The organism is Streptomyces sp. NPDC030820 (assembly GCF_055572075.1).
This window is the reverse complement of the sequence record NZ_JBVIEB010000001.1, coordinates 820,114-832,547: the sequence shown is the minus strand read 5'-3', so window position 1 is coordinate 832,547 and position 12,434 is coordinate 820,114. Positions and strand designations below refer to the sequence as shown.

The 12,434-nt window shown below is 70.8% G+C and carries 12 protein-coding genes, 1 other RNA gene and 1 pseudogene; 3 read left to right on the top strand and 11 right to left on the bottom strand.

The window, feature by feature from the left end; all coding sequences use genetic code 11:
- Window positions 1–26: 26 nt before the first annotated feature.
- The 3 genes from ACZ418_RS03785 to ACZ418_RS03775 form a co-directional block, all read right to left on the bottom strand.
- Complete coding sequence (locus tag ACZ418_RS03785; protein WP_468356391.1) at window positions 27–1,763, bottom strand: aminotransferase class V-fold PLP-dependent enzyme; 1,737 nt, start codon at window positions 1,761–1,763, stop codon at window positions 27–29.
- 85 nt (window positions 1,764–1,848) lie between these two features.
- A complete protein-coding gene (locus ACZ418_RS03780; RefSeq protein ID WP_468356389.1) occupies window positions 1,849–2,037 on the bottom strand; it encodes a hypothetical protein in 189 nt (62 codons plus the stop codon).
- Window positions 2,038–2,206: 169 nt separating this feature from the next.
- On the bottom strand, window positions 2,207–2,773 hold the full coding sequence (locus ACZ418_RS03775; protein ID WP_468356386.1) for an ATP-grasp domain-containing protein: 567 nt from the start codon (window positions 2,771–2,773) through the stop codon (window positions 2,207–2,209).
- Window positions 2,774–3,037: 264 nt separating this feature from the next.
- On the opposite strand from ACZ418_RS03775, the gene ACZ418_RS03770 reads away from it, so the two are divergent.
- Window positions 3,038–4,048, top strand: a complete 1,011-nt coding sequence (locus ACZ418_RS03770; RefSeq protein ID WP_468356383.1) for a hypothetical protein — start codon at window positions 3,038–3,040, stop codon at window positions 4,046–4,048.
- 505 nt (window positions 4,049–4,553) lie between these two features.
- Here the strand turns inward: ACZ418_RS03770 and rnpB are convergent.
- The 7 genes and pseudogenes from rnpB to ACZ418_RS03735 form a co-directional block, all read right to left on the bottom strand.
- Window positions 4,554–4,956: RNase P RNA component class A (gene rnpB / locus ACZ418_RS03765), an RNA gene on the bottom strand.
- A 118-nt stretch (window positions 4,957–5,074) separates the two neighbouring features.
- Window positions 5,075–5,791 (bottom strand): annotated as a pseudogene (locus tag ACZ418_RS03760) (DMT family transporter); the annotation flags it as partial.
- Window positions 5,792–5,876: 85 nt separating this feature from the next.
- Entirely contained in the window at window positions 5,877–6,698 is an 822-nt protein-coding gene (locus ACZ418_RS03755; RefSeq protein ID WP_468356380.1) for an AraC family transcriptional regulator, read from the bottom strand.
- Between the two features lie 18 nt (window positions 6,699–6,716).
- Window positions 6,717–7,250 (bottom strand): TetR/AcrR family transcriptional regulator, encoded by a 534-nt coding sequence (locus tag ACZ418_RS03750; protein ID WP_468356377.1) that lies wholly within the window; start codon window positions 7,248–7,250, stop codon window positions 6,717–6,719.
- The gene (locus ACZ418_RS03745; RefSeq protein ID WP_468356374.1) at window positions 7,243–7,653 is read right to left on the bottom strand and encodes a DUF4260 family protein; all 411 of its coding nucleotides are present in this window, start codon (window positions 7,651–7,653) and stop codon (window positions 7,243–7,245) included. The genes ACZ418_RS03750 and ACZ418_RS03745 overlap by 8 nt, the downstream gene beginning before the upstream one ends.
- A gap of 399 nt (window positions 7,654–8,052) precedes the next feature.
- Window positions 8,053–8,244 carry a hypothetical protein gene (locus ACZ418_RS03740; protein ID WP_468356371.1) on the bottom strand — a complete coding sequence of 64 codons (192 nt, stop codon included), beginning with the start codon at window positions 8,242–8,244 and terminating at the stop codon, window positions 8,053–8,055.
- Window positions 8,241–9,677 carry an RNB domain-containing ribonuclease gene (locus ACZ418_RS03735; RefSeq protein WP_468356368.1) on the bottom strand — a complete coding sequence of 479 codons (1,437 nt, stop codon included), beginning with the start codon at window positions 9,675–9,677 and terminating at the stop codon, window positions 8,241–8,243. Before ACZ418_RS03735 ends, ACZ418_RS03740 begins: the two co-directional genes overlap by 4 nt.
- A 74-nt stretch (window positions 9,678–9,751) precedes the next feature.
- On the opposite strand from ACZ418_RS03735, the gene yaaA reads away from it, so the two are divergent.
- Together yaaA and eda are read left to right on the top strand one after the other, a co-directional pair.
- Complete coding sequence (gene yaaA / locus ACZ418_RS03730; protein ID WP_468356365.1) at window positions 9,752–10,534, top strand: peroxide stress protein YaaA; 783 nt, start codon at window positions 9,752–9,754, stop codon at window positions 10,532–10,534.
- 72 nt (window positions 10,535–10,606) lie between these two features.
- A complete protein-coding gene (gene eda / locus ACZ418_RS03725) occupies window positions 10,607–11,269 on the top strand; it encodes a bifunctional 4-hydroxy-2-oxoglutarate aldolase/2-dehydro-3-deoxy-phosphogluconate aldolase (protein WP_468356362.1) in 663 nt (220 codons plus the stop codon).
- Here eda and ACZ418_RS03720 read toward each other — a convergent pair.
- Window positions 11,241–12,422, bottom strand: a complete 1,182-nt coding sequence (locus ACZ418_RS03720; RefSeq protein WP_468356359.1) for a bifunctional RNase H/acid phosphatase — start codon at window positions 12,420–12,422, stop codon at window positions 11,241–11,243. The two genes, eda and ACZ418_RS03720, sit on opposite strands and share 29 nt — an antisense overlap.
- Between the last annotated feature and the right edge of the window lie 12 nt (window positions 12,423–12,434).

The window sequence follows — 12,434 nt, the reverse complement described above, 5'->3', positions numbered from 1 at the left end:
GTCAGCCTTTTCCAGTCGGAGCCGATCTACGCGGACACGGCGTCGCGTGACGTGCGAAGAGCATCGGCGAGCGCCACAGCGGCCTGATCCATGTCGTGGGCGCCGCGTCGGCCGGAGTGCCCCACGTTCAGCGTGGTCATACCGCCGGGTGCTCGCCCGTGCCCGACCACGACCCGGGACAGGGTGAACAGGTTCGCCTGTAGTCGACTCAGTCGGACGTCGCCCGGAAGGACGAAGGCCGTACAGGCCGCGCTGCGGAGATCGGCGACAGGTGTCAGATCGGCCTCCTGCGCGCAGCGCCGTCGGAACCGCTCCGCGGAGGCCTGCCGTTGGGCGATGTAGGAGTCCAGGCCTGTGTCCTGGATCAGGGATACGGACAGCTGGAGCCCGAGCAGTGCCGACGCCGGCGGTGGCGTGGGCGGCCGGTTGCCGAGATGGGCGCGCAGGTCCAGGTAGCCGCCGAGCCGTGCGGGCGCCGCCTTCTCCAGCGCGGCGAGTGCCCGTGGGCCGAGTGCGATCAGGCTGAGGCCCGGCGGTGCCATGACGCCGCTGGCGGAAGACGACAAGGCGACGTCGACACCCCACTCGTCCATCCGCAGGTCGTCGGCGCAGAAGCTCAGGGTGGCATCGGCGATGACCGTCGTTGGCACGTCCCGCAGGACGCGCAGCACCGCCGGGAGATCGGTCAAGGTGCCGTCTGCGGGATCGGCCATGGCCAGGAGAACGAATCGTGGAGGGGGCCCCTGGGCGAGTTGCTCGGCCAGCGTCGTGCTGCTCAGGCCCGCGCCGAACACGGCCTCCGAAACCGCGATGTGCATGCCGAGCCGCTCGACGACCGGCCGCCACCGACGGACGGCGGAGCGCCCGCCGGCGATGAGGAACCGGTCGCCCGGGCGACCGAGCGCGCCGGCCACCGCCTCCAGCGCGAGTTCTTCGGGACAGGCCAGCGGCAGCACCCGGCCGGCGGTGCGGAAGAGCGCCGGAAGGGTCCTGTCGAGTTCCTGGCGAGCTGCACTCACGAACGGAGTCCCGGCGGCGACGGGCTGTCCGCCGAGCAGTGCGCGCACCTCTCCGGGGAGGTGCGGCGTTCCAGGGACCCACCAGTCCGCTTCGAGCAGCCGAGGGGTGGCGGCTCCCGTGCGTTCCGGTGTCGGCGTGGCTTCTGCCGACTGTGTCCATTTCCGGCGGTCAACGGCCCTGATCAGCAAGAAGTGCGGGACGAAGATCAGCGAGCCGGACAGCGTGAGCACGATCACGAGCGTGCGGAGAACGCCTGCGGAGGTGCCGAAGGCGATGAGCGCCGCCATGATCGGCAGCTCGATGGGAGATAACAGCCACAGGACCCGCACGACCCGCCGGAACGTCCGGCGCAGGCGTGGATGCTCCAAGATGTTCGCCGCGTCAGGCCGTATCTGCCGGACGACGGCGATATAGACGGCCTGGACCACGGTGAGCGCCGAGACGAGCGCGACGTTCCCCGCCTGCGGATGCGCGAGCAGGAGCGCCGCGCCCGCCCCTGCGATCAGCGACATGTTGCCGATCCAGTGTGCGAGCTGCTCCAGGAGTGTGCCGGAGACCGAGGGCCGGTTCCTGGAGCGTGCCAGGTCGCCATCGACACAGTCGAACAGGATGGCGACGAGAACGAGGGAACCGGCCAGGACCTGGCGTCCGGCCGCGAGGGCGATAGAGGCGGCCACCAGCAGGACCGCCCAGGCGACGGTCACCGCGTTCGAACTGAGCCGCGAGTCACGGAGCTTCGGCACCAGCCATCCACTGGCCAGTTTGAACGGTGTGTAGAGCGGCGGATACGACGGACCGGTGTTCTTTCGAGCGTCGCCGGACACCGGTTTACTCCGGTGCGTCATCAAAAGTGATGTCAGGGGAGAGTTCGGCGGCGATACTCTCCACCTGCCACGGCTCCAACTCGGGCGAGAGGCTCGCGAACTCCGGCGCGCCGCCCGTCACATCAGGCTCCAGCTCGAGCGGCGATTCTTCCAGGCCCTCCGCGGGGCTATGTTTTCCTTCATCCTTGCCCATTTTGATTCTCCTTTGTTGAACAGAGAAGAACAACCGGCCGATCGATTATTGGTCGGCGTTCCGGGGCTGTCAACCTCAATAGACCGGCGCCCGTTTTGTTCCCGGAGGCGTCGAGTGCAATGCCAATTTTTTTGCCACTTCCCATGAGGTGAAGGCATCGCATCCCAACCTATTTCGGATTGACCTCCAGGACGTAGGCACGAGCCAGGTCCTCGACGCGTTTGGGCACGAGCGCCGCCTCGACACCCGGGCCGGCCTGCCGGTCGACCGGTTTCACCACACAACGGCCACCGTGATCGGCGCGGAACGCGACGACGTCCTTCACGCTTTCGGCTGGCCGCCAACGAGTTCGCGGCAGTCCGGCGGAATCGGCGTGGGCGCGCAGGACGGACTCGTCCCTCGGAATCGCCGCGGCCGATGTGCCCGCGCCGGGCAGTCCCCACGCGTCGGCCAGAGCCGCAGCGGCGACCACGCCGTACTCGGTCGCCCGGATGACGGCGCGAACGTGTTGGGGTTTCGGAACCGCACGCAGCACCCTGGCAGGGGCCCGCTCGTCCTGGACCGGCGCGTGGACAACGGCTTCGCCGCACCCATGACTCACGGCCCGGCGGTGCGCGTCATGCGCTGTGGCGACGTGTTCATCCTCCAGGACGAGCACGGACGCCGCTGGTAACAGGCCGTCAAGGTCCGGGATCAGCCCCTTGCTGAACCCGCAAAGGACGTGCGTGACGTCCACGAGTTACATCCCCCAATGACGCAACGAAAGTCGCACGACGAACCCCGGCGGATCCTGTGGTGCACCGCCGCCTTTTCCTGAGTTTATTTCGTGTTCATGCCAGGGCAGTCTAGCGATCATGCCGGTCCTGTCCAACCATCTGTGGCGGACGCCCTGATCCGGCTCGCCGCCCCCCGCGAAACGTTCCTTGTCAGGTGCGCTGTCGATGGGTAGCGTTCCTGCACCATTGCGTCGGCCGGGGAATGGCTGCACAGGAGGTGTCCCGTGCGACATGAGATTCGCTCCTCGTTAGCAGACGATTCGGAGTATTTCGACGAGCTGGACAAAGACCTCGGACCGGCGGGTTCGCGGGGGCGACTTCTGGCGCTTGAAGGCGACAGGAGGTGGCGGATCGAATACCACACGTTCAGCAGCGCCACGGATCGACCCGTGGCGGTTGTGCCGGTATATCGCAGACGGGTGAAAAATTGGCCGAATTCCTTCTACACGCCACATCCGGTGGACGCCGACAGCGTCCCGGCCACCGATGAGTGTCTTCTCGTCGGCGGTCGCGACGGAGTGTCGTCCTCACTGCATGTGCGCCCCGATGCACGCAGCCCTGAGGTATACCGAGAGATCCTGCAAGCGATTTGGGCCAGCTACCCGGAAAAGTACCGCTATCTGTACTTCCCCTGCTTCCCCCAGGCCCAACTGGACCTGGTGAGCGATGCCCTCCCGACGAAGCTGCTGCGTGCTCCGATAGGGCAGGACGCGAGGCTGGACCGGCTCTTCGGCGACTGGGAAAAGAGCCTGTTGTCGAAACAACGGTCAACGCTGCGCCGGGACGTCGTCGATTCCGAGCGTCTGGGACTGCGAACGGCCGTCTCTTCTTGGTCCGAAGCTCGCGAGCAGGCCGCTCCGTTGATCGTGGAGCACCATCGCCGGAAGGCAATGGTCGACCACCCGGACTTCGTTGATTTCAGGATCCGGCAGTGGGAGGCCCAACCCGGGGTGCGGATACTCGTCTACAGGGCGTGGGGTCCGAGCGTCACAGGAGTTCTTGTGGCAGCTGTTTGGAAAGACTGGATGGATCTGCTGGAGATAGGTCTCTCCCCTGGCGGCGCTGAAGAACGGCGATGCGTCTACGCGCAGCTGATCGCACATCTCCCCGCGTCGACCGCCAAAGCGATGAATCTGACCAAAATGCGCGCCGGCCTCAGCGCCAAACAGGCGAAATCCGCCCGTGGCGCGTACTTCTTCGAAGTGGAGTCCGGCCTATCGCTCATCCCGCGGTGAGCGAACTCGCCGCGTCACGAGGCCGGCCAGGGCCTCGGCACAGTCGACTGGCGTCCGTTTCGTGATCACGTGAGGCCGAGCAGAACGAGGGGGCGCCGCGTCGCAGTCCGGCGGCGATGTTGGCGGCGTCGGCGAGTCGGAGGGCGCCGCTGGCCGACGCGGCGCAGCGTGTCGGCCTCGTCCGTCCACGCGGCATGACCTTCGGGCGGTGGGAATCCCTGGGATCGTGCCACCTGAACGCCCGACGCGTCAGCACGAGGATGCTCGCCCGGCTGCGAACGACGATGCGTGAGAACACTCTGGGCACGGACGAGCGGCAGGCCCGACTCGCCGTCCGACCGATGGGTCATGCAGCGAGTTCTGTCCCCGCGTCCGCCGTCCGGGACGATACCCATCAGGCGTGGAGGCCGCTGTGACCACGCGTACGCGTTGCCGAGCTTGAGGACCGGGAACCGGCTGCCTCCAGGTTCAGAGGCCCTTTCCGAGGCAAAACCGCAGGTAGTGGCAGACGAGTCGGGCTGTACGCCGGGTTCTGTTCCCCGGAGCCCTCACGGCCCCCGGGGCGACGGCCATCCATCTAGGGCCGGTGTTGCCACCGGCCTCGTGCGGTCTACCCGCGGACTCGGGCGGGCAGCCCTCGAGCGTCCGCGCAGAAACACCGGAGTGTTTCCTTTTGACCTTGCTCCGGGTGGGGTTTACCTAGCTGCCCAGGTCACCCTGGGCACTGGTGGTCTCTTACACCACCGTTTCACCCTTACCAGGGGCCTGAGCCCCGGGCGGTCTGCTTTCTGTGGCACTGTCCCGCGGGTCACCCCGGGTGGCCGTTAGCCACCACCCTGCCCTGTGGAGCCCGGACGTTCCTCGGGAAGCCCCCTAGGGGGACTCCACGCGGCCGTCCGCCCGGCTCGTCTGCCGTGTCGACCATGGTACCGGGCGCCGGGAGCGGCGCGGACCCGCAGCCGCCGTCGCCAGGACCGAGCCCGTCAGGATCAGGGCGAAGGCCATCAGGACGGTGGCGGTCAGGCGCTCGTTCAGGAAGATCACGCCCGCCGCCACCGCCACCGCGGGGTTGACGTACGTGATCACCGTCGCCCGCGTCGGGCCCGCCTCCTTGATCAGCTCCAGGAACGCCACGAATGCCACCGCCGTGCAGAGCACGCCCAGGCCCGCCAGCGCTGCCAGGGTGGAGGAAGAGGGGACGGAGGACGGGCGCGCCGCGATCGCCACCGGGGCGTAGACCACGGCCGCCAGGGTCAGGCAGGCCGATGTCAGGTGGAGTGACGGGACGTCCTTCATCCGGCGCGCGGCTATCAGCGGAGCCGTCGCGTAGCCGATGACCGTCACCAGGACCTCAGCGAGGGAGCGGGCGTCCCCGCCGGTCAGGTGGGGCAGGGTCAGGACCGTCACGCCCGCCAGGCCGAGGGCGAGGCCCGTCAGGCGGCGGGCTCCCAGGTGTTCGGTGTCGCCGAGGAGCCGGACCGCGATCACGCCCACGATCGGTACCCCCGCGATCAGCAGTCCCGATGTCGAGCTGGACAGGTGCCGTTCGGCGTCGGTGAGGGTGAACCAGGGGATCATGATCTCCAGGCACGCGAAGGCCAGCATGGGGCGCCAGTGGGTGCGTACGGTCGCCGGCAGGCCGCCCTGGCGTACGGCGAACGGGAGCAGGAGGGCCGCGCCGAGCGCACAGCGGGTGAACACCAGCACCGGCGGGGACACCTCGGCCACCGCCACCTTGATCATGAGATAGGGGATGCCCCAGATCACTCCCATGAGGGAGAACAGGAACCAGCCGCGTGCAGTCATACGGTGAGTTTCGGCCAGCCCCTCACCGGGTGTCTTGAACGCTGTTGCGGTACGCCGCCGGCGTCACCCCGAGCACCCGGCGGAACCAGCGGGTCAGGTGCGCCTGGTCGGCGAAGCCCACCAGGCCTGCCACCTCCGCCGGGCGCAGGCCCGCCTCCAGCAACCCCCGTGCCCGGTGCACCCGGTACTGGGCGAGCCAGGCGTACGGCGGTATGCCCATGGTCGTACGGAAGGCCCTCAGGAGCTGGTAGCGGGACAGGCCCAGCTCGGCGGCCAGGCCGGCCAGCGGTGGTGGCGCGGTGAGTTCGTCGGCGAGGCGGTCGCGGACCGTCAGGGCGATCGCGCCGGCGCCGGGGATCTCGTCGGACAGGGACCTGGCGGTGGAGTGGCGGCGGGCCAGGGCCGTCAGCAGCCAGGGGAGGCGGGATTCGGCCTCCAGCGGGTCGGGGCAGGCGCTGAGTTCGGTGTGGGCGAGGCGGAGGGCCGTGGCCAGTTCGGGGTCGTCGAGGAGCGGTTCGCGGAAGTGCGGGAGGCCGCCGAGGGTGCCGTCGGCCAGGAGGGACGGCTCGGCGTACAGGGCCCGGTAGGCGTAGCCGTCGGTGGCGTTGCCGGGGCCGCCGGTGTGCATCTCGCCGGGGTCGAGTACGACGATCGTGCCGGGGCCGGTGCGGATGTGGCCGCCCCGGTAGTCGATCACCTCGGAGCCGCCCACGCAGACGCCGATGGTGTACTCGTCGTGGGCGTGCGGGGCGTAGGTGTGCAGTCGGAAGTTCGCGGTCAGGAGGTCCAGCGGCGGGCCGCACCGGCCCAGTCTCGCCCTGGTCCACCGTGCCTGTTCCGTCATGCGACACCACCCCTTTCCCTAGGGGTGCAACGCCTTCAGGCCCCGCTTCCATGCCGCGTCCAGGTCGGCGTCCGCGGGAAACCGGCCGTGGATCTCCAGGATGACCATGCCGTGGGCGAAGGCCCAGAGGGCGCGGGCCGTGTCGATGTCCCCGCCGCACGCGCGCATCAGCGGCAGCGCCGCCCGGTCCTCCAGGCCCTCGGGGAGTTCGGCGCGCGGCAGGGGCTGTTCGGTGGCGAGGCGGTAGAGGTGGGGGTGGGCGAGGGCGTACGACCGGTACGCCTCGGCGAGCGCTTCGAGGGAGCCGGGGGCGCGGGTCTCGGCCGCCTCCAGTGCCTCGGCCGACTCCGTGAGCAGTTGGGCGGTCAGCTCGACCTCCACGGCGTGCTTGTCGGCGAAGTGCTTGTAGAGGGACGGGGCCCTGATGCCGAGGCGGTCGGCGAGGGTGCGCATGGTGAGGGCGGCGGGCCCGGACTCCTCCAGCAACTCCCGGGCCGCCGCGGCGATCTCCCGCGCTCTTGGGGTGAGTCGGTCACCGAGTCGGTCAGCCACGCTGGAAGCCCTCCTTCGTACGCAGTCCGTAGCCGAAGGCGCGATCGTACGAGATGTGGGCGAGCCAGCCGCACAGGGCCGCGAATGCGGGCGGCCAGGCGATCGGCGCCACGGCGTAGGCGACCAGCAGCGCCAGCGGGACCAGCGCCCGGTGCATCGCGTTGTAGTACGGCACCGCGCGCGGCGCCAACTGGCCCTTGGCCATGCGGGGCGCGTCGTCCAGGGCGACCAGGAAGGTCAGGTCCGGCAGGACGAGGAAGGTCAGGGCGAGGGCGCCGGCCGGCCAGCCGTGGTTCAGGCCCTCCAGCACGGCGAAGGCCGACCAGAACAGGGCGAACGCCAGCCATGCCGTGCGGCGCAGGGATGTGAGGGCCGGGGTCGCGGTGGTGGTCGTACCGGTCATGACTGCCTCCGGGGTCGTACGGCGCACGGGACGGATCGGCGGATTGACGGTCGGCTAACGATGTTAGCCATGCCACGACCATACGGCGAACAGTGTTAGCCGTCAAGGGCCGGTCCCGGAGGCCTGGAACGCCGGCTCAATGTCCTTGAGCGGGAAGGGAGATGAGGATGCTGAGACACTGGGACGGCTGGCTCGACATGAGATGCGGCTCTGCGCCGGCCTGGCACCGTGACTGGCCCGGCGCACCCACGGGACCGCCGGCGGGCGGGCGTTCGGATACATGCGCGGGCAGGGCACGCGGCCTGTGTGGTCCGTCCGCACGTGCTGACACCGCAGGCGCTGCGGGTGCGGTACGGGACCCATGTGGACCTGTGGATCCCGCCGGCCGCGATCGCCGCCCTACACCGGGAGACCCGGATGACCCACGAGCAGGCAAAGGACGTACTCGACCTCGCGGTCGGTTCGCAGACGTCGGTACGGCTCGACCTGGCCGAGCCGGTCACCCACCGGTCGTTCCTGGGCCGGCCACGGCAGGTCGGCGTGGTGCGGCTGCACGCCGACCTGCCGTGGCACCCTGGTGCGGGCGCTCACACGGGCGTGAACAGGATCTTCGCCGTGCCCGGGTCGGCCCGGCGGAGCCGAACCCGGAGGCGTTCGCCGAGCGGCAGCCGGTCGCCCTCGATGCGGCCGATGACCGCCGGGGAGTCCACCTGGACGGTGCCGACGGTCGGCCGGTGTTCGTCGACGTCCACCACACAGCCCTCGAAGACGTCCCCGACCCGGTCCTTGACCAGGGCCGCCTCCACGATGTCCACGCACTCGCGCTCGACCGTGCCGGCGATCCGGGAGCCGTCGGCCATCTGCCGGGGCAGCGCGTCGAGCGCGGCGAGCACCCAGTCGGGCGGAGACTGACCGGCGACCGCCGCGAGGCAGATCTCCGTCGTGTAGCGGTCGGCGAGGCGGCGCAGCGGGGCGGTGCAGTGGGTGTAGGGGACGGCGACGGCGGCGTGGGTCGTGATCGCGGGGAGGGCGCCGTCCCGGAACACCGTGTGGCCGGCGCCGCGCAGCAGGGTCGTGCACTCCTGGAGGAAGGCCGCGTGGTGGGTGTTGTGCGGGTCGAGGGTGCGGATCAGGGCGGCGTACGACACATGGTGCGGCCAGTCGATGTGCAGCGCGGTCGCGGTGCGGCGCAGGCGGGCGACGGCGCCGTCGGGGGCGGCGGGGAGGGTGCGCAGGATGCCAGTGCCGTGCGCGAGCATCAGGTCGGCGGCGGCCATCCCGGTGAGCAGGGAGAGCTGGGCGTTCCAGCCGTCGGCGGGCAGCGGGGCCCGGTAGCCGAGGACGTAGGTGTGGTCCTGCTCGGTGATCTCCTGCTCGGGCACGTTCAGGGAGATGCCGCCGCGCTCGGTCTCCTGCCGCTCCCGGGCCTCGCCGATCTCCTTGAGCAGCGCGACCGGTTCCTCGGCGGTCCGGGCGTCGATCTCCTTCTGCACGCGCGCGTAGTCGAGTTCGGCGCGGCTGCGGACCAGGGCGCGGCGCACGTCGACGGCGAGGGTCCGGCCCTCGGCGTCCAGGTCGATCGTCCACAGCGCGGCCGGGCGGACCTGGTCCGGCAGCAGGCCGGCCGCGCCCTCGCTGAGCACGGTCGGGTACAGCGGGACGTTCCCGTCGGGAAAGTACAGGGTGTTCACCCGGCGGTGCGCCTCCGCGTCCAGCGCTCCACCGGGTACGACGAAGGCGGCGACGTCGGCGATGGCGTACCGGACGCGGTAGCCGGTGCCCTGCCGGGCGAGGTGGGTGGCCTGGTCCAGGTCGGTGGAGGCCGGGGGGCCGAGGGTGAAGAAGGGGATGTCCGTGGCGTCGTACGACGGCAGGGCGGGCGGCGTCTTCGCGGCGCGCTCGGCCTCCGCCCGGACCTCGGGCGGGAAAGCGTCCGGGATGCCGAGTTCGGCGCGCAGGGCGGCCAGGGCGGCCCGCAGCGGCGCCTCGGGTGCACCGGTCACGCGGATCTTGCGGCGGGGCATACAGCGAGCGTAGGTCGGGGGCGCCGGGGCGGCACGCCGTACCCTGTCGCGAAGGTCTACGTAAGGAGTACGTGTTGCTGGTCCTGCTGCCGCCCTCGGAAGGCAAGGCGAACTCGGGCGAGGGCGCCCCGCTGGAGCTTTCCTCGCTGTCCCTGCCGGGGCTGACCGCCGCACGGCAGGCCGCGCTCACCGAGCTGGTCGAGCTGTGCACCGGTGACGAGGAGAAGGCGCGCGAGGTGCTCGGTCTGAGCGAGGGACTGCGCGGCGAGATCGCGAAGAACGCCGGCCTGCCGACGGCCGGCGCCCGCCCCGCCGGGGAGATCTACACCGGGGTCCTCTATGACGCCCTCGGCCTGGCCACGCTGGAGGCGGCGGCGCGCAGGCGCGCGGCGGACTCGCTGCTGGTTTTCTCCGGGCTGTGGGGCGCGGTGCGGGTCACGGACCCGATCCCCTCCTACCGCTGCTCGATGGGGGTGAAGCTGCCGGGGCTCGGCGCGCTGGCCGGGCACTGGCGGGCGCCGATGGCCGAGGTGCTGCCCAAGGCGGCCGGGGACGGGCTGGTGCTGGATCTGCGCTCCTCCGCGTACGCGGCGGCCTGGAAGCCGAAGGGCGAGCTCGCGGGGCGCACGGCGACCGTACGGGTGCTGCACGCGCCGACCCGGAAGGTGGTCAGCCACTTCAACAAGGCGACCAAGGGCCGGATGGTGCGGAGCCTGCTGACGGCCGGTGCCGCCCCGAAGGACCCCGCCGAGCTGGTCGGGGTGTTGCGGGAGCTGGGGTATGTCGTGGAGGCGCAGGCGCCGGGCAGGGCGGGCAAGGCGTGGTCGCTGGACGTGCTGGTGGAGGAGATTCACTGAGAGACCCCGACTGGCATTGCAGCATGCGCAACGCTCATTGCGGGTAACGCACCTGCTGGGCACGATGTGGGCATGCCCTCACCGCTGCCCTCCGCTTCGGCTGCCTCCGTGCTGGATCTCGCCCCCGTCGTGCCCGTCGTGGTCGTCTCCGACGCCGCCGACGCCGTACCGCTGGCGCGGGCTCTGGTGGCGGGCGGGCTGCCGGCGATCGAGGTGACGCTGCGGACGCCGGCGGCGCTGGACGCGATCCGCGCGATCGCCGCCGAGGTGCCTTCGGCGGTGGTCGGCGCGGGCACCGTGATCGCGCCGGAGCAGGTCGGGGCGAGTACGTCGGCGGGAGCGCGGTTCCTGGTCAGCCCCGGGTGGACGGACGCGCTGCTGGCGGCGATGCGCGGGTCCGGGGTGCCGTTCCTGCCCGGGGTGTCGACCACCTCGGAGGTCGTGGCGCTGCTGGAGCGCGGGGTGCGGGAGATGAAGTTCTTCCCGGCACAGGCGGCGGGCGGTACGGCGTATCTGCGGTCGCTGGCCGGGCCGTTGCCGCAGGCTCGTTTCTGTCCCACGGGTGGGATCGGTCCGGCGAACGCGCCCGAGTATCTCTCCCTGCCCAACGTCGGCTGTGTGGGCGGCAGTTGGATGGTCCCGGCGGACGCGGTGGCCGCCGGGGAGTGGGCGCGGATCGAGGAGCTGGCGCGGGGCGCGGTGCGGCTCAGGGACGCAGATGGGACGTGTCGTTGAAGAGCCGTACGCTCGCGTTGCCGTCCGCGTAGTACGCCACCGCCGACAGGGAGGCCGCCGACAGTTCCATCCGGAACAGGGACTCGGGCGGGGCGCCGAGGGCGAGGCGGACGAAGGTCTTGATCGGGGTCACATGGCTGACCAGCAGGACCGTGCGGCCCGCGTGGGCGGCGACCAGCTTGTCACGGGTGGCGGCGATCCGGGTGGCCGTCTCGGCGAAGCTCTCGCCGCCGCCGGTGGGGTGGGCCTCCGGGTCGGCGAGCCAGGCGTTCAGGTCGTCGGGGTAGCGGTCGCGTACCTCGCCGAAGGTGAGGCCTTCCCAGGCACCGAAGTCCGTTTCGCGCAGGCCGTCTTCGATCGTCACCTCCAGGCCGAGGCGGGTGGCGACGATGGCCGCGGTCTCGCGGGTGCGGGTGAGGGGGGAGGCGATGACGGCCTGGATGGTGCCGCGCCGGGCGAGTGCCTCGGCCGTGCGGTGGGCCTGCTCGCGGCCGGCGGCGGAGAGGGAGGGGTTGGTGCCGCCGCTGCCGGAGAAGCGCTTCTGGGGGGTGAGGGGGGTTTCGCCGTGCCGGAGAAGTACAAACGTGGCCGGAGCGCCGAGGTCGGGGGCGCTGCCCCAACCCGGTGTCGAGACGTGCTGCTCGTCGGGGGTGGTGGGGCGCTGCTCGCTGAGAGGTGCCGCTGGGCCCGCGGCGCCCGTGGTCTCCAGGGCTGCCGTCGACTCCGAGGGCGACCACTGCTCCCCCCTCGACCCCGCGTCCATCGCCTCGTTCGCCAAGCGGTCCGCGTGCTTGTTCTGCTCGCGGGGGATCCACTCGTACGTGACCTGCTCCGGGGGGAAGATCGACCTCGCCTCCGTTGCCAGAGGCTTCATGTCGGGGTGCTTGATCTTCCAGCGGCCCGACATCTGCTCGATGACGAGCTTGGAGTCCATGCGGACGTGCACCATCGCGGTCGGGTCGAGGGCGTGGACGGCACGCAGTCCGGCCACGAGGCCCCGGTACTCGGCCACGTTGTTGGTGGCGACGCCGATGTACTCGGCCACCTCCGTCAGCGGCTCACCCGTGCTCGCGTCACGGACCACCGTGCCGTAACCGGCGGGCCCGGGGTTGCCCCGTGACCCGCCGTCCGCCTCGACGATGAACTCCCGCACCCCTGAAGCCCC